This window comes from Mesorhizobium sp. P2_E9, assembly GCF_056403815.1.
Window position 1 is genome coordinate 303,122 of record NZ_JBFUET010000002.1, and the last position, 22,873, is coordinate 325,994.

Annotated in this window: 23 protein-coding genes; 8 read left to right on the top strand and 15 right to left on the bottom strand. The window is 63.9% G+C overall.

The window, feature by feature from the left end; genetic code table 11:
- Window positions 1–8 precede the first annotated feature (8 nt).
- The 3 genes from AC1D05_RS04660 to AC1D05_RS04670 are packed head-to-tail and all read left to right on the top strand — an operon-like array spanning window position 9 to window position 1,859.
- Window positions 9–338, top strand: a complete 330-nt coding sequence (locus tag AC1D05_RS04660) for an L-rhamnose mutarotase (protein WP_477438650.1) — start codon at window positions 9–11, stop codon at window positions 336–338.
- Window positions 331–1,407: a Gfo/Idh/MocA family protein gene (locus tag AC1D05_RS04665; RefSeq protein WP_477438651.1), complete on the top strand. Its 1,077-nt coding sequence runs from the start codon at window positions 331–333 to the stop codon at window positions 1,405–1,407. The genes AC1D05_RS04660 and AC1D05_RS04665 overlap by 8 nt, the downstream gene beginning before the upstream one ends.
- Window positions 1,404–1,859 carry a MaoC/PaaZ C-terminal domain-containing protein gene (locus tag AC1D05_RS04670; RefSeq protein WP_477439109.1) on the top strand — a complete coding sequence of 152 codons (456 nt, stop codon included), beginning with the start codon at window positions 1,404–1,406 and terminating at the stop codon, window positions 1,857–1,859. The genes AC1D05_RS04665 and AC1D05_RS04670 overlap by 4 nt, the downstream gene beginning before the upstream one ends.
- Before the next feature lie 108 nt (window positions 1,860–1,967).
- Here AC1D05_RS04670 and AC1D05_RS04675 read toward each other — a convergent pair whose 3' ends face one another.
- The 14 genes from AC1D05_RS04675 to ehuR form a co-directional block, all read right to left on the bottom strand.
- Entirely contained in the window at window positions 1,968–2,897 is a 930-nt protein-coding gene (locus AC1D05_RS04675) for a hypothetical protein (protein ID WP_477438653.1), read from the bottom strand.
- A complete protein-coding gene (locus AC1D05_RS04680; protein WP_477438655.1) occupies window positions 2,867–3,649 on the bottom strand; it encodes an SWIM zinc finger family protein in 783 nt (260 codons plus the stop codon). The genes AC1D05_RS04675 and AC1D05_RS04680 overlap by 31 nt, the downstream gene beginning before the upstream one ends.
- Window positions 3,646–4,245, bottom strand: coding sequence for a DUF3024 domain-containing protein (locus AC1D05_RS04685; protein ID WP_477438657.1), 600 nt, complete (start codon window positions 4,243–4,245; stop codon window positions 3,646–3,648). Before AC1D05_RS04685 ends, AC1D05_RS04680 begins: the two co-directional genes overlap by 4 nt.
- A 23-nt stretch (window positions 4,246–4,268) precedes the next feature.
- Window positions 4,269–4,949 (bottom strand): GntR family transcriptional regulator, encoded by a 681-nt coding sequence (locus tag AC1D05_RS04690; protein ID WP_477438659.1) that lies wholly within the window; start codon window positions 4,947–4,949, stop codon window positions 4,269–4,271.
- 102 nt (window positions 4,950–5,051) lie between these two features.
- The gene (doeB, locus tag AC1D05_RS04695) at window positions 5,052–6,053 is read right to left on the bottom strand and encodes a N(2)-acetyl-L-2,4-diaminobutanoate deacetylase DoeB (RefSeq protein WP_477438661.1); all 1,002 of its coding nucleotides are present in this window, start codon (window positions 6,051–6,053) and stop codon (window positions 5,052–5,054) included.
- Window positions 6,054–6,058: 5 nt separating this feature from the next.
- Window positions 6,059–7,237 (bottom strand): ectoine hydrolase DoeA, encoded by a 1,179-nt coding sequence (gene doeA, locus AC1D05_RS04700; RefSeq protein ID WP_477438663.1) that lies wholly within the window; start codon window positions 7,235–7,237, stop codon window positions 6,059–6,061.
- Window positions 7,238–7,274: 37 nt separating this feature from the next.
- Entirely contained in the window at window positions 7,275–8,267 is a 993-nt protein-coding gene (locus tag AC1D05_RS04705) for a cyclodeaminase (RefSeq protein WP_477438665.1), read from the bottom strand.
- The gene (gene eutB, locus AC1D05_RS04710) at window positions 8,264–9,253 is read right to left on the bottom strand and encodes a hydroxyectoine utilization dehydratase EutB (RefSeq protein ID WP_477438667.1); all 990 of its coding nucleotides are present in this window, start codon (window positions 9,251–9,253) and stop codon (window positions 8,264–8,266) included. The genes AC1D05_RS04705 and eutB overlap by 4 nt, the downstream gene beginning before the upstream one ends.
- Window positions 9,254–9,436: 183 nt before the next feature.
- Complete coding sequence (eutA, locus tag AC1D05_RS04715) at window positions 9,437–10,213, bottom strand: ectoine utilization protein EutA (RefSeq protein ID WP_477438669.1); 777 nt, start codon at window positions 10,211–10,213, stop codon at window positions 9,437–9,439.
- 3 nt (window positions 10,214–10,216) lie between these two features.
- Window positions 10,217–10,876 (bottom strand): ectoine/hydroxyectoine ABC transporter permease subunit EhuD, encoded by a 660-nt coding sequence (gene ehuD, locus AC1D05_RS04720; RefSeq protein WP_477438671.1) that lies wholly within the window; start codon window positions 10,874–10,876, stop codon window positions 10,217–10,219.
- Window positions 10,876–11,535, bottom strand: a complete 660-nt coding sequence (ehuC, locus tag AC1D05_RS04725) for an ectoine/hydroxyectoine ABC transporter permease subunit EhuC (RefSeq protein ID WP_477438673.1) — start codon at window positions 11,533–11,535, stop codon at window positions 10,876–10,878. The genes ehuD and ehuC overlap by 1 nt, the downstream gene beginning before the upstream one ends.
- A gap of 125 nt (window positions 11,536–11,660) precedes the next feature.
- Window positions 11,661–12,512 carry an ectoine/hydroxyectoine ABC transporter substrate-binding protein EhuB gene (ehuB, locus tag AC1D05_RS04730; protein ID WP_477438675.1) on the bottom strand — a complete coding sequence of 284 codons (852 nt, stop codon included), beginning with the start codon at window positions 12,510–12,512 and terminating at the stop codon, window positions 11,661–11,663.
- A gap of 83 nt (window positions 12,513–12,595) precedes the next feature.
- Complete coding sequence (ehuA, locus tag AC1D05_RS04735) at window positions 12,596–13,387, bottom strand: ectoine/hydroxyectoine ABC transporter ATP-binding protein EhuA (RefSeq protein ID WP_477438677.1); 792 nt, start codon at window positions 13,385–13,387, stop codon at window positions 12,596–12,598.
- A 141-nt stretch (window positions 13,388–13,528) separates the two neighbouring features.
- Window positions 13,529–14,914, bottom strand: a complete 1,386-nt coding sequence (gene ehuR, locus AC1D05_RS04740) for a MocR-like ectoine utilization transcription factor EhuR (RefSeq protein ID WP_477438678.1) — start codon at window positions 14,912–14,914, stop codon at window positions 13,529–13,531.
- 83 nt (window positions 14,915–14,997) lie between these two features.
- On the opposite strand from ehuR, the gene AC1D05_RS04745 reads away from it, so the two are divergent.
- The 5 genes from AC1D05_RS04745 to AC1D05_RS04765 all read left to right on the top strand — a co-directional run bounded on the left by AC1D05_RS04745 (window position 14,998) and on the right by AC1D05_RS04765 (window position 21,338).
- Complete coding sequence (locus tag AC1D05_RS04745) at window positions 14,998–15,489, top strand: Lrp/AsnC family transcriptional regulator (protein WP_477438680.1); 492 nt, start codon at window positions 14,998–15,000, stop codon at window positions 15,487–15,489.
- Between the two features lie 130 nt (window positions 15,490–15,619).
- Window positions 15,620–17,113, top strand: coding sequence for an NAD-dependent succinate-semialdehyde dehydrogenase (locus AC1D05_RS04750; RefSeq protein WP_477438682.1), 1,494 nt, complete (start codon window positions 15,620–15,622; stop codon window positions 17,111–17,113).
- A gap of 86 nt (window positions 17,114–17,199) precedes the next feature.
- A complete protein-coding gene (locus AC1D05_RS04755) occupies window positions 17,200–18,579 on the top strand; it encodes an aminotransferase (RefSeq protein ID WP_477438683.1) in 1,380 nt (459 codons plus the stop codon).
- Window positions 18,580–18,588: 9 nt separating this feature from the next.
- Window positions 18,589–19,692, top strand: coding sequence for an alcohol dehydrogenase family protein (locus AC1D05_RS04760; protein WP_477438685.1), 1,104 nt, complete (start codon window positions 18,589–18,591; stop codon window positions 19,690–19,692).
- Between the two features lie 149 nt (window positions 19,693–19,841).
- Window positions 19,842–21,338, top strand: a complete 1,497-nt coding sequence (locus AC1D05_RS04765) for an HAL/PAL/TAL family ammonia-lyase (RefSeq protein ID WP_477438687.1) — start codon at window positions 19,842–19,844, stop codon at window positions 21,336–21,338.
- Window positions 21,339–21,385: 47 nt separating this feature from the next.
- Here the strand turns inward: AC1D05_RS04765 and AC1D05_RS04770 are convergent, their stop codons facing one another.
- Window positions 21,386–22,825 carry an NAD(P)-dependent oxidoreductase gene (locus tag AC1D05_RS04770; protein WP_477438689.1) on the bottom strand — a complete coding sequence of 480 codons (1,440 nt, stop codon included), beginning with the start codon at window positions 22,823–22,825 and terminating at the stop codon, window positions 21,386–21,388.
- Window positions 22,826–22,873: the final 48 nt, after the last annotated feature.

Genomic DNA, 22,873 nt, shown 5'->3' on the forward strand with positions numbered 1-22,873 from the left:
AGACGGCTATGCAGCGGATGGGGATGGTGCTGGGGCTGAAGCCGGAAAAGGTCGAGGAGTATGTCCGCCTCCATGCCGCCGTCTGGCCTGATGTGCTGACCATGATTTCGGCCTGCAACATCAAGAATTACTCGATCTATCTGAAGCGGCCCGAGAACCTGCTGTTTTCCACTTTCGAATACCATGGCACCGACTATGCGGCCGACATGGCCAAGATGGCGGCCGACCCCAGGACGCAGGAATGGTGGGCCGTATGCATGCCGTGCCAGGAGCCACTCTCTACCCGCAAGGAGGGCGAGTGGTGGGCTTCCATGGATGAGGTCTTCCATCATGACTGAAGGCGGTTTCGACCCTGCCTCGCTCATCCAGTCCTGGCCCAAACCCTCAAAGCCCCGGCCGATCGTCACTTTCGGTGCCGGTTCGATCGTCGGTGACGCGCATTTTCCGGCCTACAGGAAGGCGGGGTTCCCGATTGCCGGCCTCTATGACCCGGACCAGGCCAAGGCGCAGGCCCTGGCCGAGAAATGGGGCGTGACGGCATTCCGCTCGGTCGACGAAGCCGCTGATTTCAAGGATGCGATCTTCGATCTGGCGACGCCGCCGGGACGGCACGCCGAGATCCTGAAAGTTTTGCCCGACGGTGCGGTCGCACTGGTCCAGAAGCCGATGGGCAACTATCTCGGCGAGGCGACCGAAATCCTCGAAATCTGCCGCGCCAAGGAGCTCAAGGCTGCGTTGAATTTCCAGCTGCGCTTCGCGCCGATGATGCTGGCACTCAAGGACGCCATCGCCAAAGGCTGGCTCGGCGAGGTCGTCGACTTCGACGCCTGGCTGGCGCTAGCGACGCCGTGGGAATTGTGGGAGTTCTTGCTCAAGGCGCCGCGCGTCGAGATCGCCATGCACTCGATCCATTATCTCGACCTGATCCGGCAATTGCTCGGCGACCCCAAGGGCGTGCACGCCAAAACGCTCGGCCATCCCAGCCACAAGGTCGCGCAGACGCGCACCAGCGCCATTCTCGACTATGGCGACACGGTGCGGTGCGCGCTGTCGATCAACCACGATCACAAATTCGGCCGCAGGCACCAGGCCTGCGAATTTCGCATCTGCGGCACTGAGGGTGCCGCCTATCTCAAGCTCGGTCTCAACCTGGACTATCCCACAGGTGAGCCTGATATTCTGGAGATCTATCCGAAAGGCGAGACGGACTGGGTCAGCGTGCCCTTGGCCGGAGAATGGTTCCCTGACGCCTTTGTCGGCCGCATGGCCAATGTGCAGCGCTTTGCATCAGGTGAAGACGACGCGTTGGTCAGCTCGGTCGAGGATGCCTGGAACACCATGGCGCTGGTGGAAGCCACCTATAAATCGAGCGCGGCACCGGCGACGCCGATCGCGGAAAGGCCCTGATGGAACAGATAACCTATTTCGAGGATTACGAGATCGGCTCTTCGCGGCTTACCAGCGGCCGCACCATCACCGAGACCGACTTCATCGTCCACGCCGGGCACACCGGCGACTTCTTCCCGCACCACATGGACGCCGAGTACATGAAGACGACGCCGTTCGGCCAGCGCATCGCGCATGGCACGCTTGTGTTCTCGGTCGGCATCGGGCTGACGGCCAGCATCGTCAACCCCGTCGCCTTCTCCTATGGCTATGACCGGCTGCGCTTCATCAAGCCGGTGTTCATCGGCGATACGATCCGCACGCGCACCACCATCACGGCGAAGGAGGACGATCCCAAGCGCCCGGGTTCAGGACGGGTGATCGAGCGCTGCGAGGTGATCAACCAGCGCGGCGAGGTCGTGCTGGCGGCCGACCACATCTACATCGTCGAGCGCAAGCCGGCGCAGGGTTGAATTCAGCGCCGTCCCTATGAGCCGGTGGCGCGTACCGCCGCCGCACAAAACTGCCGCTGGCGTTCCAGCATATATCGGTTTTGTTCCTCGATCGCCGCGCGCCGCATCTCAGGCCAACAGTTTCATGAAATTGCGTTTGCGGCCGAAGCGGGCTTTCACATCGGTCAGGTAAGCGGCATGTTCGGGCGCGCCGCGCAGCCGGGCCATGCGTCCGATAAGTGCTGCCGCCTCCGCATAGCCGCCATTACCGCCAAGCTGGGCCATCTGGTCGACGCGTGCCGCGTAGACCTTCAGTGCCTCGCGCGGATGCGTCGCTTCGCTGGCCTGCGCAAGCTTCTGCTTCAGCCCTTCCGAAGCCCCATATTCGTGCACATTCAACCAGGCCTTATCAAACTGCTTCTCCTCAATCAGGACGATGATGAGCAGATCGGCCGGAAAATGCCAAGCGGCGGCCTTGCCGCGCGTTAGCCTGGATTGGAGGCGCTCGATCGCTTTGTCGCGCGCCGCCGCGCCAGCCGCCTTGCACAGCCGCCGATACAGTTCGAGGCTCGGCGCCTTCTCGAAGGCACGCCACAAATGCGCCTCGGCGTCGCGATCCCGACCAGCCTTGGAGAGCAGGTCGACTGCCAGCGCAATGAGCTGCTCATCCGGCCGATCGTCCTCGAACATCCACAAGCCATCCTCCGACCACCGCAAGGCCTCGTCCGTCCGACCCTGCGAGAGACAGAATTCGGCGATCTGCAGATAGCTTCGCTGTGAAGCCAAATGCTTGGCACGAAGCGCGATGCGCGCCTCCACGTCGCCATCGCGTTCGGCAAAGAAATCGAGGATTTCCTGTAGCCCGAAATGGTCCCCAGACACGACAAGGCCCGTTCGGTTCTTGCCGGCGGTTGCCGGCAACTTGTCCCAGGCTTCGGTGGCAAGGCGACGATATTCTGCCAATCCATCCTCTCCAAGGATGTCGCCATAGAGCCCGGCCGCGCCAGCGAAGGTGTCGTAGTCACCGTTCATCTCGCGAGCGAAAAGATCACGCGCCAAGGACAGGGCTCGCAAGGCACCACCCGAACGGCGCTTCGGTGGATTTCGCGTGCCCGATCGAGAAGCGTGCCGCTGTGGCCGTCGGAATCGTCCATATCCTCGATGGCGCTCTCGATCCGATCGATGGCCCGCATCGCTAGCCCTATCACGATGCCGGCGTGCTTGCTCGTGAGTACGGCGATCACCTCGAGTGCCTCGTCGACACCCCGCGCCCAGTCGGCTGCCTCGCTGTAGTCCACGAAGCCATTCGTGGCGGTCGCGCCGTCGATCATCTTGCCGAGACGCACCTCGAGGGTCGCCTCGTCGCCATTTGTGGCAAGCGTGGCCATCTCCAGCCTCCGAAACAAGACAGGATCACGCCCAACACAATCCATGATCATCTCGACGAGCGTTGGAATGTCCTTGCCATTCAGGTATCGGCGAATACCCGCGAAGACGTCGAGGCTTTCTGCTTCCGCGCCGCTGCCTGCCGCATTTGCGGCCAGCGCCGTCGCCACCAGATGCTTGCAATAGCCCCAATCGCCGAAGGCACGGCAAGAACACGTACCGTCAACCGATTCGCCTCGCCCCATTAGTTCAACGCGGTAGTCCTCCGTGCCGGCAACCTGCGCCAGCACGCGTTTCGGTCCGTTGACCAGCAACTCCACCAGCCCGTCACGCCAATAGACCTCGCCGCGCGAATAGACCTTGTCGCCGACAAAGTCGCGCAAGGCATCGACATCGAAGCGGGGGCGACTGTTCTTGCGGTTCATAGCGGCGGCTGGAGCCTCGAGTCAGCGGCGATGAGACGCAGGGCCTCGTCCAACGCAACGGTCGGATACAGCCGCCACCATGCTCCGGTATGCCTGTACCACATGAGGTCGAACCGGGTCTCGGCGCGATGCTCCTCCACATGGTCGAGCCGGGCGAAGGGGGTGTTGAATTCTTCACCGTCATCCGAACGGTAGCGCGCGGAGAAACCGTATTTGCTTCCTCGCCACTTGCCGAAGATGTCTGTTGGATGGTCGAGCCTGTTCGGCTGGCCGGGGATGAACCGAGGCTTCAGAACATCGGTGATGAAACGCTGGCAGGCAGCGGCGATGGCCAGCTTCTTGTCAGACGAAAGCTCTTTCACCCACATTCGTTGCGTTTCCCGCTTCGCCATCGCGATATCTTTCCGCGCTGACTGCCGCCGGAGCGCCCCCAGACTTGCCGTCAACAAGCGGGGCGATTTCCCAGTATGATAATCGAGCGATCTCGCGAGGCAATCCTTTGGATGCACGCGCATTGAGTATCGTTTGCGAAAATTGCCCGCTCGAAAGTGACCACCGATCCTGAGTGCCAGGAAACCACAATAGCGAGCTTCCATTCGAACCGCGCCTTCGGCCAGGCCTAGGATTTTCGCGACAGGCCGCCGCCCTCTATTGCATTGACGAGCGTCTCGCTGCCTTCGCGGAGGTGCTGGCGCAGAACGCTCACCGCCTTCTTGCCGTCGCGCTGGCGGCAGGCGGCCAGCAGGTCGCGATGCTCCGTCTGCGAGCGGTTGCGATAGTCGAGGTTCGACAGCAGGATGCGGACATAGCGGTCGGCGGCGTTGTGATGCGCCTCGATCAGGCCAAGCAAACGCTGGTTGCCGCAGGCATGGTAGAGCGACAGGTGAAAAACCCTGTTCAGCGCACCCCAGCGGCCGACATTGCGCTCCGCGTCGATCTGATCGAGCGCCTGTTCGGCTTCGTCGAGCCTGCCGTCGGACAGGACCGGTACGGACAGCCGGAGCGCCTCGCATTCGAGCAATTCGCGCACCGCGTAGATCTCGCTGATTTCGGCGCCGTCCATCCGAGCGACATGCGCGCCCTTGGTCGGGTGAATGGACACGATGCCCTCGGCTTCCAACTGGCGAAGGGCGTCACGGATAGGCATGCGGCTGAAGCCGAACTGCTCGGCCAGTTCGTCCTGGCGCAGCGCGGTGCCGGCCTTCAGGGTTCCGCTGGCTATGGCCTCGCGCAGGACATTGGCGACCTGCTCCGCCACTGTCTGCGGCCTCTCGATCAGGCTTTCCGCAAATCCGCGCAATCGATGCTCCTCTGTCACGCGGTATCCAGCGTAATAGAAAACCAACAGGCTGGATATGAGTATCCTCGTGTACGAGACTAGCCTCGACCCGAAACCGCTTCCTCAATCGACTTCGACGGCGACCACCGCTGCGCAATCCCCGGCCTTGACCAGGCCAGGAAAATGCCGCGCCGCCAGCATGCCGGACATCTTTGCCCGGATTTCCTGCGGGGCGATGCCGGTGCGGCCAACGGAATGGATGCGCGCCAGCACCGCGCCTTCTTCGACCGGCTCGCCGAGATCGACCATGGTTTCGATCATGCCGTCGTCTTCGGCGAAGGAGAAGCAATCGCCCGAGGGCATGTCCAACCACTGGGTTCGAGTCTTCTCGACCGCACCATGCAGAATGCCGGCATGGCGCAGCACATTGAGAATGCCGCGCCGCGCGATGCGTACGGTTTGCGCGCGCGATGTGCCACCGCCGCCAAGCTCGGTGCTGACGAAGACCTTGCCCATTTCCTCGGCCGCCGTGTCGTACATGCCGACCGAGTCGATTTCGATCATGCGCATCGAGAACGGTGCGGAGAATGCAGAGACGGCATCGAAGGCTTTCTGCTCCAGTGCCTTGTCGGGCAGGGTGTGGGCCGCACAGAACGGCACGAAATCGAGCGTTCTGCCGCCGGAATGGAAGTCGAACACGATGTCGGCGCGGGGCAGCAACTCACGCTGGAAATAGTCGGCGATCTTTTCCGTCACCGTGCCGTCCGGCCGACCGGGAAAGCTGCGGTTCATGTTGCCCTTGTCGATCGGCGAGGTGCGCGTACCGGCACGGAAGGCTGGGTAGTTCATCGCCGGCACGATGATCACACTGCCGCTGACCTGCTTGGGATCGAGCGTGCGGGCGAGATCGTAGAGCGCCAGCGGCCCCTCATACTCGTCGCCATGATTGCCGCCGGAGAGCAGCGCCGTCGGCCCCTTGCCGTTGCGGATGACGCAGATCGGGATCATCACCGAGCCCCAGGCCGAGTCGTCACGGCTGTAGGGCAAGCGCAGGAAACCATGCTGGACGCCGTCGCGCTCGAAATCGACGGTCGGCGCGATCGGCGATGGACGGAGGCTGGGCATCGGGCTCAATTCTTCACCATCAGTTTGCGCGGCACATTGGCCAGGCACTCTACACCGGATTCGGTGATCAGGATGGATTCGGTGATTTCCAGCCCCATCGTCTCCAGCCACAGGCCGGTCATGAAGTGGAAGGTCATGCCGGGCTTGAGCTCGGTGCGGTCGCCGGGGCGCAGGCTCATCGTGCGTTCGCCCCAGTCCGGCGGATAGGAAAGACCGATCGAATAGCCGGTGCGGTTGTCCTTGACGATGCCGTATTTTTTCAAGACGGCGAAGAAGGCATTGGCGATGTCCTCACAGGCGTTGCCGGGTTTCGCCGCCGCAAGCCCCGCCTCCATGCCTTCCAGCGTCGCCTTCTCGGCATCGAGGAATTCCTGCGTCGGCTTGCCGAGGAAGACGGTGCGCGAGAGCGGGCAGTGGTAGCGGTTGTAGCAGCCGGCGATCTCGAAGAAGGTGCCCTCGCCCGACTTCATCGGCTGGTCGTCCCAGGTCAGGTGCGGCGCCGAAGCGTCGACGCCTGACGGCAGCAGCGGCACGATCGCAGGGTAGTCGCCGCCAATGCCGTCGACGCCGCGCGTGCCGGCATCATAGATTTCGGCGACGAGATCGCATTTGCGCATGCCGACTTCGATCTTGTCGACAATGCGCTGGTGCATGGCTTCGACGATGCGGGCGGCCTTGCGCATATAGTCGATCTCGGTCGGGCTCTTCACCGCGCGCTGCCAGTTGACCAGCGCGGTGGCGTCGACGAAGCGGGCATTGGGCAGATGCTTTTGCAGCGAGGCGAAGGCGGCGGCCGAGAACCAGTAATTGTCCATCTCGACGCCGATGGTGAGCTTGCCCCAGCCGCGATCGGCGAGCACGCTGGACAAGAAATCCATCGGATGACGCTCGGTCGACTGCACGTAATGGTCGGCATAGCCGACGATGTTGTCATGCGCGAGATAGGCGGTGCGCTTGGCGCCGTTGGCGTCCTGGCCGCGGCCGTACCAGACGGGCTCGCCCGACGGCGGCACGATGACCGCCTGATGCACGTAGAACGACCAGCCGTCATAACCGGTCAGCCACGCCATGTTGGAAGGGTCGCTGACGATCAAGAGGTCGACGCCTTTGGCTTCCATGGCCTTGCGTGTTTTGGCCAGGCGCTCCGAAAATTCGCTGCGCGAGAATTTCAGGTTTGGCTGCATTTTGTTGGTCCTCGTTTGTTGGGCCTCGCGGCCAGCATCAGCTTTCAAAAATCGTTCCGGCATTGGCCGACCGCGCGCGGTCACGGGCGAGCGTGGCGATCGCGGTGTCCTGCACGCCAGTGCCGGTCAGATCGGCGATGGTGATATCGCTGGCCGAGCGCCTTCCGTGTCGTTCGCCGGCGATGATCTGGCCGAGTTCGGTCACCTCTGCATCTGCGGCCATCACACCCGCCGCGATGGCATGATGCAGTTCGCCCAGCCGTCGTGTCTGGCGAGCGCTGTCAGCGACATAGAGATCGGCCATGCGCAGGATCGCCGGCGCGATCTCGTTCTTGTGCTCGGCATCCGAGCCCATGGCGGTGATGTGCTGGCCGGCGGAAACGAACCCTGCCTTGATCAGCGGCTCGGTCGACGGCGTCGTGGTGACGATGATGTCGGCGCCGGCAATCGCATTTGCCGCATCGGCTTCACAGCGCACGACGATGCCCAGTCTTTCGCGCAAGCGGGCAGCTGTGGCTTCGGCCTTGGTGGCATCCCGCGCCCAGATGCGCGCTTCCTCGATCGGCCTGACAAGGCGCAGTGCTTCCAATTGCAGACCTGCCTGCAAACCGGCGCCGAAGATCGCTGCTACGGTGGAGTCTTCGCGCGACAGATGCTTCGCCGCGACCGCGCCTGCGGCAGCGGTGCGGACATCGGTCAGATAGCCATTGTCGAGCAGCAGCGCCTCGACCACACCGGTCTTTGCAGAAAGCAGCACCATCATGCCGCCACCGCTCGGCAAGCCGAGTTTTGGATTGTCGAAGAAGCCGGAGCTGATCTTAACGGCAAAGCCGTCGATACCGGGTACGTGAGCGGACTTCACATCGACCTCGCCGCGATGCTCCGGGATATCCAGTCGCAGGATTGGCGGCATCGCCACCGGCAGTGTTGCCAGCGCGCGAAAAGCGTTTTCGACGCAAGTGATGGCGTCGAGATCGAGCGTCACGATCTTGCGCAATTCAGCTTCAGTGAGGATCGTCATCCGGCTCATGCAGCGCGCTCCGTGATCGCCTCGCCGCAGATGATGTTGCGGTGCGCGTTCATATCGATGTTGCGGCCGGAGAGCAGAACCACCACCGGCCCGTTCGCCTCGACCTTGCCGGCGAGCAGCGCGGCGATGCCTACGGCGCCGGCGCCTTCGACGATCTCGCGCTCCTCAGCGTAGGCATGGCGGATGCCGGCGGCGATCTCGTCCTCGCCTAGCAGAATGACGTCATCGAGCAGATCGCGGCACATGGCAAAGGTCAGCCTATTGTCGAGGCCGATGCCACCGCCGAGCGAATCCGCCAGCGTCGGCAGTTCCTCGACCAGCACCGGCCGGCCGGCATCGAGGCTCGCTTTCATTGCCGCGCCACGCGCCATCGAGACGCCGACGATTCTTGTGTCGGGGCTGACGCCCTTGACGGCCGCGGCGATGCCGGAGGCCAAGCCACCGCCGGAAAGCTGCACCAGGACGAGAGCGGCATCCGGAACCTGCTCGATCATCTCGAGCCCGAGCGTGCCTTGCCCGGCAATGATGGCGGGATGGTCGAAGGGCGGCAGCATGACCAGCCCCTCCTGCGCCACCAGCCGCTCGACCTCCTGCTGCGCGTCGTCCTGGCTGTTGCCGACGATGCGGATTTCGGCGCCGAGCCGGCGGATTTCGTCGAGCTTGTTCTGGGGCACCAACCGCGACATGCAGATCACCGCGCGCATGCCTTCGAGCTTTGACGCATGCGCAAGCGCCCGGCCATGATTCCCGGTCGAGGCTGCGACCACGCCGCGCGCTTTTTCTTCCGCGCTGAGCGAAGCGATGGCATTCGAGGCGCCACGCAGTTTGAAGCTGCCGGTGGTCTGGCGGTGTTCGAGCTTGAGATGGACAGGGGTGCCGAGGCGTTCCGACAGGCTATGGGACGGAACAGTTGGCGTCTGCTCGACCTTGCCGGAGATACGGTCACGGGCGTTACGGATGTCCATTAGGGCGACGGCGCTCGTCATCGGGCGACCCCCTCTGGCCTGCCGGCCATCTCCCCCTCGAGGGGGGAGATTGGCAGCTTCGGCGCCAGCGCACCTCCTGCAACGTCAGTGATTGACGAAAGCCGAGCGGCAGCCTTTCTCCCCCCTTGAGGGGGAGATGGCCGGCAGGCCAGAGGGGGTCGCTCGTGAATGTGGGACATAATCTTACTGTCCCAGCGGCAGCGTCATCAGCCGCCCGAATTCGGGATGGGAGGTGTCATCCCCGCAAAGCCGCAAACAATTCCACGCGCTGGCGAGGTTGCTGGTGACCACAGGGCGGCCGATCGCCTGTTCCATTCCCGCAACCGCGAGCGCACCGCGCAGCGCCGTGCAGGATACGAACAATGCGTCAGCACTCGCGTCGGTGGCCTCACGCGCGAGATCGACAAGAACTGCCGGCGGAATGCGCGCCATCTCGCGGTCATCCTCAAAGCCGAGGCAGGTGAAGCTGGCGATCTCGAAACCACGCGCCGCGAAATAGGCCGCCATTGGCCTGGAGGTTTCGACCGTATAGGGGGTGAGGATGCTGATCTTTTTCGCCCCCAGCGCCTTCAGCCCGCGCACGCCTGCCATCGGTGGCGTGACCACGCGAACGCCGGGCTTGGCGGCCTGGATCGCCGCCTCGATCTCGGCATCGCCGATCACCACCGAGGCCGAGGTGCAGGAATAGCAGATGGCATCGAGTGGCTCGTCGGGCAGGATGAGCGCCGCGCCAGCCGTCAGCGCCGGCTGCATCTTGCGCAGGTTTTCCGGCGTCGTCGGATTGGCATAGGGAATGCGCGCGACATAGACACCGATGCGCTCGCTCGCCACCATGCGGCGGAAATCCGGTTCGCTGGTGTGATCGGTGGCCAGGATGATCAGGCCGATGCGCCGCTCCAGCGGTCGATCATCAAGCGATGGCCGTTTCGGGTGGACTTTGATCTCGGGCAAGGGGTTCACGAACTACCTCTCGATCTTGCCGTAGCGGCGTTCCAGCCAGCGCAGCAGCACGACCGAGCAGAGACTGATGGCAAGGAAGAAGGCGCCGACCAGCGTGATCGGCTCGATGTAACGATAGTAGGTGTTGGCGACGCTTTTCGCCTGGTTCATCAGTTCCAGCACGGTGATCGCCGACAGCAGCGGCGTCTCCTTGAACATGGCGATGAAATAATTGGCCAAAGCCGGGATCATCGGCGGGATGGCTTGCGGAATGATGACGTGCATCCAGGTCTGCGTGGCGCTGAGATTGCACGCCTTGGCGGCCTCCCACTGGCCGCGCGGCACATTGTCGATGCCGGCGCGGTAGACTTCCGCCGTATAGGTGCCGTAGTGCAGACCGAGCCCGATGACACCGGCGACAAGCGGCGGCAAAAGAATGCCGATATCGGGCAGCACATAGAAGATGAAATAGAGCTGCACTAGAAGCGGCGTGCCGCGGATGAATTCGGCCGCCCAGCCGACGGTGCGTGACAAGGCCTTGTTGGGCGAGCGGCGCGCGAGCGCGATGCCGAGCCCAACGATCGCCGCCAGCACCGAGCCGAGCAGCGTCGCCAGGATGGTGATCTTCACCCCCTGGATCAGCGTCGGCATGATCTGCCATACGAAATCCCAGTCCCACTCCATCAGACGCGCACCCCATCAAGGCCGCGCGCCAGGCGGCGTTCCAGCGAGCGCACGCCCCACGAAATGAGCAGCGCCAGGATAAAATAAATGATGAGGATGGTGGTGAACGGCACCATGGTGTTGCCGGTCTGGGCGCGCACCACCTGCGCCTGGAAGGTCAGATCGGCGAGCGAGATCAGCGAGACGACGGAGGTGGCCTTCAGCAGTTCGATGGCGTTGTTGCCGAAGGTCGGCAGCATCGCCAGAAATGCTTGCGGCAGGATGACGTGGCGCATGCCTTGCCAGCGGCCGAGATTGAGCGCGATGCAGGCCTCGTGCTGTTCGGGGCCGATCGATTGCACCGCGCCGCGCACCACTTCGGCGGCATAGGCGCCGACATTCAAACCCAGCGCGAGCACGCCGGCTTGCAGTGGGGTCAATTCGAGGCCCACCAGCGGCAGCACGAAATAGGCAAAAAACAGCTGCACGAAGATCGAGGTGCCGCGGAAGAATTCGATATAGGCAGTGGCGAGCGCCCTCAGCACGAAGAAGCGCGACAGCCGCCCCATGCCGGCAAGAAAGGCCATGATCAGGGCAAGCACCGATCCCATCAGCGTCAGCTCGATGGTGACAAGCGCTCCCTGCACTATCAGGCCGAGATAGCCAGACCACTGGGTCATTCGATTAGAGGTTCCAACGTTTGGCAGATGAGGGGCAGCGCGAACCAAGCAGAGCATGGCGCCACCCCTCATCCGTCACTTCGTGACACCTTCTCCCCGTAAATGGGGAGAAGGAAGAAGGGCGCCTACTTGGCCGAGCAGAGCTTGCCGCGCGTCGTCGACATCGCGGCCGCAGCCGAGAAGCCGTAGGGCTCAATGATCTTGGCGAACTCGCCCGACTTCTTCATCTTGGCAAGTTCGACGTCGAAGGCATCGCGCAGCGCCTCGTCACCCTTCTTGAAGGCGGCGCCGTCGCAATAGACCGGCGCGCCCTGCACCGGCGCGATGACTTCGAGGGTGGGATCATTGGCCTTTTTCATCAGATCGTTGATCGACAGGACAGGCAGCGAATAGGCGTCGATGCGGCCGTCCTGCACCATCTTCAGGCCGCTCTGGCCGTCCGGCACGACGATGACGCGTTCGCGCGGCACACCGGCGTTGAGCGCCAGCTTCTCCTCGGTGCCGCCGCCCGGCGCGCCGATCGTGGCTGATGTGTCCTTGGCGACGTCCTCGTAGCTCTTGAAACCTTTTGGATTGCCCTTCTTCACCAGCATCGCCTCGGCGTCGCACAGCACAGGTTCGGAATAGGCGACAGCCGCGCAACGCTCCGGCTTCATGAACAGGCCGGCGGTAACGACATCGAAACGGCCGGCCTTCAGGCCGGGGATCATGGCGCCATATTCCGAGATCGAGGCGACAATGTCGGCGACACCGAGCCGCTTGAAGATCTCGCGCGCCACATCGGGTGCCGCACCCGAAACCTTGCCGTCGGCGGCGACCGCCGTGTAGGGCGGCTCGTTGGCGATGGCGACGCGGGCGAAGCCCTGTGCCTTCAACTGCTCGAGCTTGCTGTCATCGGCCGAACCCGCGGTCGAGGCGGCCAGCACCGCTGTCAATGCAAGGCCGGCGACGCCGGCCAGAATGCCAAGTTTCTTCATTGTTCCCAACTCCTTGTTTCTTGTCTTGGTTTTGGCTTCTTGCCTTGGTTTGTCTGGGGCGATCTTCCGCCCCCGCAAAGCGGTCAGACGCGATGTCCGGCCGCGATGATCTTCTTCAGGAAGCCTTGCGTGCGCTCCTGCTTGGGATTGCGGAAAATCTCGTCGGGCTTGCCTTCCTCGACGATCTTGCCACGATCGAAGAACAGCACCCGGTCGGCGAAGTCGTGGGCAAACCCCATCTCGTGCGTGACCAGCAGCATGGTCATGTCGGTCTCGGCGCAGAGCCGCCACAGGACGTTGAGCACCTCCTCGACCAGTTCCGGGTCGAGCGCCGACGTCACCTCGTCGAACAACATGATTTTGGGTTGCAAGGCGAGCGCCCTGGCGATCGCCACGCGCTGTTTCTGGCCGCCGGATAGCTGCGCCGGCATCGCCTTGGCCTTGTCGGCCATGCCGACCATGTCGAGCAGTTCCATCGCCCGCTTCTCGGCGGCAGCGCGCGGCATGCCTTTGGTCAGCATCGGCGCCAGCGTCACATTGTCGATGACGCTCTTGTGCGGAAACAGGTTGAACAGCTGGAAGACCATGCCGATCTTCTGGCGCATCCGGGCCAGGTGGCGTTCGTCCGCCGGCAGCAGCTGGCTGTTGCGCTCCATGTGGTAGAGCTGCTCGCCTTCGATCTGGATGTGGCCGCCGTCGATGCGCTCCAGCGTCATAAGGATACGCAGGATCGTCGTCTTGCCCGAACCGGACGGGCCGATCAGCGCCAGCTTCTCGCGCGGCATGACCTGCATCGACAGGCCGTCGAGCACCTTGAAGCTGCCAAAGCTCTTCGAGATGCCGTCGATCTTGATGATGGGCGCGGTTGTGGACAATGAATTTCCCCGTGCTGGAGAAGCCTGTGCCCTTAACGATGCGGAACGCGCCAAATCATGTCAATTGGGAAAATAATATCATGACAATATTTCCCATTCCGCACAATTCTTGGGCAACAGTGCCGAAGAGCGGCGCACTCGCTAGATAGCCAACAGCAGATGTTCCGCATCGCCAAGCAAGAGCTTGGTGACAACGCCGAGGCCGGCGCGCAGTTCCCCCTCGGTGGTCGAGCCCAGCGAGATGCGCACCGCCGGATGCCATGGCGCGTCGGAAATACGGAAGGAGGTGCCAGGCGCGATTGCCACGCCCTGTAGCCGGGCCTGGGCGACAAAGCCCTCCTCGGCACGGTCATCGGGCAGTTGCAGCCAGACATGCAGCCCGTCGCGCCGAGCACGATAGTCGATCCCGGCAAGCACCTCGGCGGCGATATCCTGCCGCCGCCTCAACGCCGCGCGCTGCCAGCGCACGAGTTCCATCGCGGTGCCGTCGGTCACCCATTTGGTGGCGATCTCGGCCACCAGCGGCGTTGCCATCCAGTTCGAGACCAGGTGCCGGTTGGCGACCGCTGCGACATAGCGGTCGGGCGCGGCGAGATAGCCAATGCGCAGGCCGGGCACGGTGATCTTGGTGAAGGATGTGACGTAGAGCGTGCGTTCCGGGGCAAAGGCGGCGACCGGCGGCGGCCGGTCCTCGACCAGCGGCCCCAGCACATCGTTCTCGATGATGGCGATGTCGTGCTTGCGTGCAACCGCGGCGATCTCGGCGCGGCGCCCAGCATCCATCAGCGTTGCCGTCGGATTGATCACCGAAGGCTGCACGAACACCGCGCGGATGTCGGAAAGCCGGCAGGCCTCGTCCAGCGCCTCCGGGATCAGGCCGTTATCATCGATCGGCAGGCCTTCGAGGTTGAAGCCGAGATAGCGCGCCAGCGGCACCAGCGTGTGATGGCCGATCGCCTCGGTGGCAACGGTCGAGCCCGGCGGCGCTACGCTCATCAGCGCCACCGTCATGCCGGCGGTGGCGCCGTTGGTCAGGCTGATGTTCTGCGCGGAGGTTTCGAGCCCACACAGTTTCAGCCATTCGACCGCCACGGCACGATGGCGCGGGAACACCATATTGGGCCGGAAGGACAGCGCCGAACTCGAGGGAAGATTCTCGGCCAGCCAGCCCAGCGCCTGTTTCAGCCGCTCCAGATGCATCGGCTCGCAGACCGGCTTCAGGATGGAGAGATCGATGACCTCGCCGAGGCGCTCCGGCAGATAGGGCGGCTCCGGCTCGCGGCGCTGTGTCTGAACAAAGCTGCCACGGCCGATCTCACCTGAAATCAGGCCGCGGCGGATCAATTCCTCATAGGCGCGGCTGACCGTCTGCACCGAGAGCTTGAGATCGTCGGCCAGCCGGCGATGCGTCGGCAGCCGCGCGCCGTTGGCGAGGCGCCCGTCATGGATGGCGCGCGCGAACTGGTCGGCCAGCGACTGATAGGCTGGCCGCCGGATGAGCGCGGGATCGGGTTGCCACAATGTCATGACTTATTAGAGATCGAAATCAGTGCAATTGACAATCGAAATAATGCGCCATCATGGTACTGTGGACGAAAAAGTGGGCGCTGATGACTGCTGCGAAACTCGACCCGATCGACCTCAAAATCCTCGACGCCATCCAGCGCGACGGACGCATCACCAAGCTGGCGCTGGCCGAGCAGGTCGGGCTGTCGCCGACGCCTTGCTGGATGCGGCTGCGCAAGCTGGAGAAGGCCGGCATCGTTTCGGGCTATCACGCCCGCATCGCCATGCGCGTCGTGGCGCCGGTCGCCACCGTGCTGATGGAGGTGACGCTGGCCAGCCACCGCCAGGCCGACTTCGATCGCTTCGAGCGCGTCATCCGCGATATCCCCGAAATCGTTGCCTGCTGGTCGGTCGGCGGCGGCGTCGACTATGTGCTGAAGGTGATGGCGCGCGACATCGATGCCTATCAGCGGCTGGTCGATAGCTTGCTCGAGCGCGAAATCGGCATCGACCGCTACTTCACCTATATCGTCATCAAGACGGTGAAGGACGATATTGCGCTGCCCATAGCCGACCTGTTGCCGGCGTCGGCCTAACGCCGGAGAGATCGTCTGCCCGACCGGTGCAATAGAGAGAGACTCTCTATCAACGCGCTCCCAAACAGCCTCTCTGTCTGCTCATGGCGGATAGTCTTCCCGCATCAGACCGCACCGGGAGGCTTCGACCATGTCCGCGCATTTCGCCCGCTCGCATCGCCATGAAGCACTCGACCGCCTCGCCGACCGCCGGCTGCTGCGCGAACTTGCCTATGTCGATGGCCACTGGACGGCAAGCGAGGCCGCTGAAAGTTTTGAAGTCACCGACCCCGCAACCGGCACCACCGTCGCCTTCGTTGCGGCGCTGGATGCGCGGCAAACGACGAAAGCGATCGATGCCGCCGCCCGCGCCTTCCCGGCATGGCGGTCGCTGCTGCCGCAAAAACGGTCAGAAATCCTGCGAAAATGGTTCGAGTTGATCATCGCCGCGAAAGACGACCTCGCTTTGCTGATGACTCTGGAACAAGGCAAGCCGCTGCAGGAGTCGCTCGGCGAAATGGATTATGCCGCCTCCTTCGTCGAGTGGTACGCGGAAGAAGCCAAACGTCTCAACGCCGAGAGCGTCACCAGCCATCTGCCGAACGCGGAAATGATGGTGCGGCGTGAGCCGCTCGGCGTTGTCGGTGTCGTCACGCCATGGAATTTTCCCTCGGCGATGCTGACCCGCAAGGCAGCCGCTGCTCTCGCCGCCGGCTGCACCATTGTCGCGCATCCGTCCTCGGAAACGCCGCTGTCGGCGCTGGCGCTGGCTGAGCTTGGTGAGCGCGCCGGCCTGCCCCCAGGCGTTTTCAACATCGTCACCGGCAAGGCCGCGACGATCGTTGGCCGGATGTGCGAAGATCCGCGCGTTCGCGCCATGAGTTTTACAGGCTCGACCGAGATCGGCAGGCTGATCGCCGCCCAGAGCGCGCCGACGATGAAGCGGCTGGTGATGGAGCTTGGCGGCCACGCCCCGCTGATCGTCTTTGCCGATGCCGATCTGGACAAGGCGGTCAGCATCGCCATCGACGCCAAATTCGCCACATCAGGCCAAGACTGCCTCGCCGCCAACCGCATCTATGTCCAGCGCCCGCTCTACGACCGCTTCTGCGCCGCCTTCGCCAAGCGCGTCGAGGCGCTGCGGACCGGCAATGGACTAGCCGACAAGATTGATATCGGGTCGCTGATGCATGAGCGTGCCGTTACCAAGGTCGAGGAGCAGGTCGCCGATGCTCTCGCCCACGGCGCGCGCTGTCTCGCCGGCGGCAAGCGGCATCAGGCCGGGCCGCTGTTCTACCAACCGACACTGCTGGCCGATGTGCCCGACGAGGCGCTGATCATGCGCGAAGAGACCTTTGGACCGGTCGCCGCGGTGACGCCGTTCGACAGCGAGGACGAGGTGATCGGGCGCGCCAACGCCACCGAATATGGCCTGGTCGCCTATGTCGTGACCGAGAATGGCGCCCGCCAGCAACGCCTGGGCCGCGCGCTCGACTACGGCATGGTCGCCATCAACCGCGTCAAGATCACCGGCGCGCCGATACCCTTCGGCGGCGTCAAGCAATCCGGCATCGGCCGCGAAGGCTCGCGCCACGGCCTCGAAGCTTTCACCGATCTGAAGTATCTCTGCCTGGACGTGGCCTAAGATGTGTCGAGATTCAGGTGATGCCGGCCTGACCTGAATCTCAACACATCTTAAGTCGTGTTCGCTTTCCTCAAGGAGTAGAAAAAATGCTCGACCAGTCCAACGAACTCGCCGCCTGGGATCGCGACCACTTCTTCCATCCCTCGACCCATATGGGCACGCACGCGCGCGGCGAGAGCCCGACCCGCATCATGGCCGGCGGTGAAGGCGTCACCGTCTGGGACAACAATGGCAGGAAGAGCATCGATGCCTTCGCCGGCCTCTATTGCGTCAATGTCGGCTATGGCCGCCAGAAGATAGCCGACGCCATCGCCACCCAGGCGAAGAACCTTGCCTACTATCACGCCTATGTCGGCCACGGCACCGAAGCCTCGATCACGCTGGCCAAGATGATCATCGACCGCGCGCCGAAGGGCATGTCGAGGGTCTATTTCGGCCTCTCCGGTTCCGACGCCAACGAAACCAACATCAAGCTGATCTGGTACTACAACAATGTGCTCGGCCGGCCGGAGAAGAAGAAGATCATTTCGCGCTGGCGCGGCTACCACGGTTCGGGCGTGATGACGGGATCGCTGACCGGGCTCGACCTTTTCCACAACGCCTTCGACCTGCCGCGTGCGCCGATCCTGCACACCGAGGCGCCCTATTACTTCCGCCGCGCCGACCGCTCGATGAGCGAGGAGCAGTTCTCGCAGCATTGCGCCGACAAGCTCGAGGAGATGATCCTGGCTGAAGGCCCGGAGACGGTTGCCGCCTTCATCGGCGAGCCGATCCTCGGCACTGGTGGCATCGTGCCGCCGCCGGCCGGTTATTGGGAAAAGATCCAGGCCGTACTGAAGAAATATGACGTGCTGCTGGTCGCCGACGAGGTGGTCACAGGCTTCGGTCGGCTGGGCACCATGTTCGGCTCCGACCATTACGGCATCAAGCCGGACCTGATCACCACCGCCAAGGGCCTGACCTCGGCCTATGCGCCGCTGTCGGGCGTCATCGTCGCCGATAAGATGTGGCAGGTGCTGGTGCAGGGTTCCGACAAACTCGGGTCGCTTGGCCATGGCTGGACCTATTCGGCGCATCCGATCTGCGTTGCCGCCGGCGTCGCCAATCTCGAACTGATCGACGAGATGGACCTGGTAACCAATGCCCGTGAAACCGGCGCCTATTTCCGCGCCGAACTGGCCAGGGCCGTCGGCGGGCATAAAAATGTCGGCGACGTGCGCGGCGACGGCATGCTGGCGGCGGTCGAGTTCGTCGCCGATCGGGACGACCGGGTGTTCTTCGACGCCTCGCAGAAGATCGGACCGCAAGTGGCGACAGCACTTGCCGCAAGCGGCGTCATCGGCCGCGCCATGCCGCAGGGCGACATTCTTGGTTTTGCACCGCCGCTCTGCCTGACGCGTGAGGAAGCCGACATCGTCGTTTCGAAGACGGCCGATGCGGTGAAAAGCGTGTTTGCCAACCTCTGAGATCGACCCATGAATGCCATGACCAGAACCCTTCCCGCCACCATGGCCGCCGTGCTGCTCACCGGGCACGGCGGACCGGAAAAGCTCGTCTACCGCACCGATGTGAAAGTGCCTGTACCTGCATCAGGCGAAGTGCTGGTCAAGGTCAGCGCTTGCGGCATGAACAACACCGATGTCTGGGTGCGGCAGGGCGCCTATGGCACGGAAGAGGATGCTGCCGCCGTGTCGACCTGGCGGAGGCAGGGCAACACGCTTGTTTTCCCGCGCATCCAGGGCACCGACACGGTGGGCACCATCGTTGCTGTCGGCGAAGGCGTTTCGCCGGATCGTATCGGCGAACGGGTGATGGTCGATTTCTCCATCTACAACCGCGACGACGATTCGCTGGCCGACATCGACTATATGGGCCATGGCCGCGATGGCGGTTACGCCGAATATCAGACCGTGCCGGCGCAGAATGCGCATGTTGTCGATACGGAGATGAGCGACGTCGAACTCGCCACCTTCTGCTGCGCGTACCTCACCGGCGAACAGATGCTTGAACGCGCTGGCCTGAAAGCTGGCGAGCGCGTGCTGGTCACCGGCGCCTCGGGCGGTGTCGGCTCCGGCATCGTGCAGCTGGCGCGGGCGCGTGGCGCCATCCCCTATGCGGTCGTCGGCAAGGGCAAGGAACAGGCGGTGCTCGACATCGGCGCGGAAGCCGTGGTCACCCGTGGCATCGCCGACCTGCCGCAAGCTATGCACGAGGCGACCGGCGGCAAGCCGATCGACGTGGTTGCAGACCTCGTCGGCGGCGCGATCTTCAACGACCTGCTGCGCATCCTGCGGCCCGAAGGCCGCTACACCACCGCCGGTGCCATCGCCGGCCCGGTCGTGCAGCTCGATCTCCGGACCATGTATCTGAAACAGCTGCAGCTGCATGGCTCGAGCCAGGGCACGCGCGCCGATTTCCGCCGGATCGTCGGCTACATCGAGGCGAAAAAGATCCGACCGCTGGTCGGCGGCGTCTACCGGCTCTCGGATTTTCACCACGCGCAAGCGGATTTCATCGCCAAGGATTTTGTCGGCAAGCTGGTGGTGGTGCCCGACGCTGTCGCCGAGCGATCGGCGTAGTTTCAGAAATCCAGGCATTCTCGCTTCTGCCTGCCCTCCCGCCGCTGCGCCAATGGGAATGGCTTGCAGTCCAGCCGGCAAGCCGCCACAAACGGTGATGCCCGCCGCGCCGCTGGTCCGGGCCTCTGGTGACAGGATACAGGCGAGCCATGACAGCCCGGATGATACTGCTCGACGCCAAGCCGCTTGGCGTGGCTGACGTCGCCGAGATCGCACGCCGCAACGCCCGGCTGATGCTGGGCGAGGAGGCGATGCGCCGCATCCGGGCGAGCCGCGCCCTGATCGAGCATCTCACCGGGCTTGGCAAGCCGATGTACGGCGTCACCACGGGCCTCGGCGCCTGTGTCGACACGCCGCTCGCGCAGGCCGACCTGATCGCCTTCCAGCACAGCGTGCCGCTCAGCCACAGCATGGGCATTGGACCCACCCTGCCGACCGAGGCGGTGCGGGCGATGATGACCGCGCGGATTTCAGGCATGGCCGCCGGCGGCACCGGCACCTCCGAGCGCGTCGTCATGGGTCTGGTCGCGGCGCTCAACGCCGGCGTCCATCCGGTGATCCCGACCTGGGGGTCGATCGGCGCGGCGGACCTTGCCCATCTCGGCCATATGGCGAGATCGTTGCGCGGCGACGGCGAAGCGGAGTTCCAGGGCAGGATCATGCCCTCCACTGAGGCGCTTGCCTTGGCCGGGCTCGAACCGCTCGACCTGCGCGAAAAGGACGGCCACGCCATCATCGTCGCAAACAGCCTGTCGACCGGAACGGCGTGCCTGTGTCTCGAAGACGTCGCCCATCTCATCGACTGGGCGCTGGCGGCTGTCGCCCTCAACTATGAGGCGTTCCGCTCGTCTCTCACCGCGATCGACGAAGATGCCCTGGCAGCCCGGCCGGCCTTCGGCCAGCGCGAGATCGGCGCGCGGCTGCGCACGGAGCTGGCGGGAAGCGACCTATGGAAGGACAGAGCGGCGCGGCGCCTCCAGGATCCGCTCAGCTATCGCTGCGTGCCCCAGGTCTGGGGTGGCCTGCTCAATGCGTTCGAACAGGCGCGGCTGGCGACCGAGATCGAACTGACCCATTCGGGCGACAACCCCGTCATCCTGGCCGAGGGCGAACGGGTGATTTCCAATGGCAATTTCGACCTCACGGCGATGACGCTGGCCTTTGAACAGCTTGGCCAGGCGCTTGCCCATTGCGCGGTCGGCACCGCCAACCGCTGTATGAAACTGATGTCGCCGACAACAGCCGACCTGCCGCGCTTCCTGTCGGCCAGGGGTGGCAGCCGCCAGGGCTATGCGGAGCTGCAGAAGCCCTTGTCCGCTCTGGAAGCCGAGATCCGGCATCTTGCCAACCCGATGTCGCTCAGCCCGCTCGCGGTTTCGGACGGCATCGAGGACCAATCGTCGATGGCGCCCAGGGTGGTCGCCAAGACCGCCGAGATCATCGAGCGCATGCGCTATCTCGTGGCGATGGAACTGATCTTCGCGGCAACAGGCGTTGAGTTGCGCGGCGTCGTCGACAGTATGGGCGAAGGACCGCAGCGCACCTTCGCCGCCGTCCGCGCGCTCGTCAGCCCGCTCGATGACGACCGTGAGATGAGCACTGACATGACGCGGATGGCGCGGATGGTGTCGGGACCAAGGTATTGAGCGGCGCTCCTTCCGCTTGCCGCAACTCTACAAGCGGCAGGCCGATATTATTGGTAAGGCCCCCTGAGATTCAGCCTCTCGGCCAGAAGGCAAAAACGGTCGATCAGCCGGACGAGCTCTTCTCCCTGTTCGGCGACGATCATGCCGCGCTCGGCGGTCGGCGCGTCCGATAGAGCCTTCCACAACCGGGTTTGCCGATCGCAGACATCCGCCAGATCGGAGCAGTCGTTGGCGGTCAATTTCAAAAAGTGGTCCGCCGCCACCGGTCCGATGCCGGGGGGCGTCGTCGCTCCAAGCAAGAGATAGCCGGGCGGCACGGTGCCTTTCGCATTGGTCACCGCTTTGCGGCAGATGAGATCGAATATCTGATCGACAGCCTGTTTGGCGCCGGCAACGCGCGAGGGGTGGTCCGTATCGGCCGCGGCGTGCGGCAGAAGTTCAAGTTTGTCGCCATGCTTCTCGACAAGGTCGAGGTAAGGCAGCATCGGCCCGGAAAGACGACCGGTCGAGGCATCCTTGAACAGGTCGGCATCGATGGCGGCGTGGCGCACCTGGCCAGCATCGAGCGCGTCGCCAAGGGCCGCCACGTCGACAAGCTCGCCGCGATCGTAATTGACCAGCACCGCGCCCTTGTTCATGCGGGAGAGGACGCCCGCGCCGACGAGCCCGGCATTGGCGTAGCGGCCGCTTTGCGCATCCTGCTTGCCCAGTCCGACATGGACGCTGAGCACATCCGCGCCTTCAGCTGCTTCGACGAGGTCTGGCGCAAAGACAAAGCCCTCGGCTTCCACCCAATCCCGATGTCGCGGCCGGGCGTGGATCACCACGCGCATGCCGAAGGCGCGGGCAAGCTTGGCGACCTCGCGGCCGATATTGCCGTAGCCGATGATCGCAATCGTCTTGCCTTCGAGCTTCTCTGTCGGGAAATCACGCAACTCCCGGCCGGTGTCGAAGGCGCCGGCCGCCACCCGCTGGTGAAGCCTGTCGACCGGGAGATCCGGCAGCACTTTCAGGATCGCCTTCATCACCATTTGCGCCGTGGCGCGGCTGTTGATGCCGGGCGTGTTCATCAGCACCGAGGTGCCACCCTCGCCGCTGCCGCCGCCCCACGAGCGCGAGCCCATATTTCCGGTGCCGGCGCCGATCCGCACGCCGGCCAGCGGAAAGACGGTCTCGGCGGGCAGAAAGGTCGCGGCGGCGATGACGGCGTCATAGCGTCCATCGCCGGCGGCTTCGATCAGCTCTTCGCGCGCGCTGAGGTCCGGCTGGTAGAAGAAATGCATCCGGCCATGCTCGAGGCCTGCTTTGTCGCCAAGTGCTGCCGCATGGAAGCGGCCGCCCTTGGCCTCGATATGGGCGCGCACTTCGCTCGGGTCAGGCTTGCCGTCGGCTCCGAAGCGCAGGCCGACCAGATCGCAGATCAGCACGGCGTAGACGCTTTGCGGGTCGATTGGCTCCACGGCCTGTGGGCTGGTGTTTGCGGTCACGTCGTTTCCCTCATGCAAGAACGGCAGGCCCGCTGCGGCAGCAGCCTG

Excerpts from the sequence above, each read along its gene's own strand:
- AC1D05_RS04660 (WP_477438650.1), top strand. The coding sequence starts at position 9 with ATGCAGCGGATGGGGATGGTGCTGGGGCTGAAGCCGGAAAAGGTCGAG.
- AC1D05_RS04665 (WP_477438651.1), top strand. The coding sequence starts at position 331 with ATGACTGAAGGCGGTTTCGACCCTGCCTCGCTCATCCAGTCCTGGCCC.
- AC1D05_RS04680 (WP_477438655.1), bottom strand. The coding sequence starts at position 3,649 with ATGAACCGCAAGAACAGTCGCCCCCGCTTCGATGTCGATGCCTTGCGC.
- AC1D05_RS04685 (WP_477438657.1), bottom strand. The coding sequence starts at position 4,245 with ATGGAAGCTCGCTATTGTGGTTTCCTGGCACTCAGGATCGGTGGTCAC.
- doeB (WP_477438661.1), bottom strand. The coding sequence starts at position 6,053 with ATGCCCAGCCTCCGTCCATCGCCGATCGCGCCGACCGTCGATTTCGAG.
- doeA (WP_477438663.1), bottom strand. The coding sequence starts at position 7,237 with ATGCAGCCAAACCTGAAATTCTCGCGCAGCGAATTTTCGGAGCGCCTG.
- AC1D05_RS04705 (WP_477438665.1), bottom strand. The coding sequence starts at position 8,267 with ATGAGCCGGATGACGATCCTCACTGAAGCTGAATTGCGCAAGATCGTG.
- eutB (WP_477438667.1), bottom strand. The coding sequence starts at position 9,253 with ATGACGAGCGCCGTCGCCCTAATGGACATCCGTAACGCCCGTGACCGT.
- ehuD (WP_477438671.1), bottom strand. The coding sequence starts at position 10,876 with ATGGAGTGGGACTGGGATTTCGTATGGCAGATCATGCCGACGCTGATC.
- ehuC (WP_477438673.1), bottom strand. The coding sequence starts at position 11,535 with ATGACCCAGTGGTCTGGCTATCTCGGCCTGATAGTGCAGGGAGCGCTT.
- ehuB (WP_477438675.1), bottom strand. The coding sequence starts at position 12,512 with ATGAAGAAACTTGGCATTCTGGCCGGCGTCGCCGGCCTTGCATTGACA.
- ehuR (WP_477438678.1), bottom strand. The coding sequence starts at position 14,914 with ATGACATTGTGGCAACCCGATCCCGCGCTCATCCGGCGGCCAGCCTAT.
- AC1D05_RS04745 (WP_477438680.1), top strand. The coding sequence starts at position 14,998 with ATGACTGCTGCGAAACTCGACCCGATCGACCTCAAAATCCTCGACGCC.
- AC1D05_RS04750 (WP_477438682.1), top strand. The coding sequence starts at position 15,620 with ATGTCCGCGCATTTCGCCCGCTCGCATCGCCATGAAGCACTCGACCGC.
- AC1D05_RS04755 (WP_477438683.1), top strand. The coding sequence starts at position 17,200 with ATGCTCGACCAGTCCAACGAACTCGCCGCCTGGGATCGCGACCACTTC.
- AC1D05_RS04760 (WP_477438685.1), top strand. The coding sequence starts at position 18,589 with ATGAATGCCATGACCAGAACCCTTCCCGCCACCATGGCCGCCGTGCTG.
- AC1D05_RS04765 (WP_477438687.1), top strand. The coding sequence starts at position 19,842 with ATGACAGCCCGGATGATACTGCTCGACGCCAAGCCGCTTGGCGTGGCT.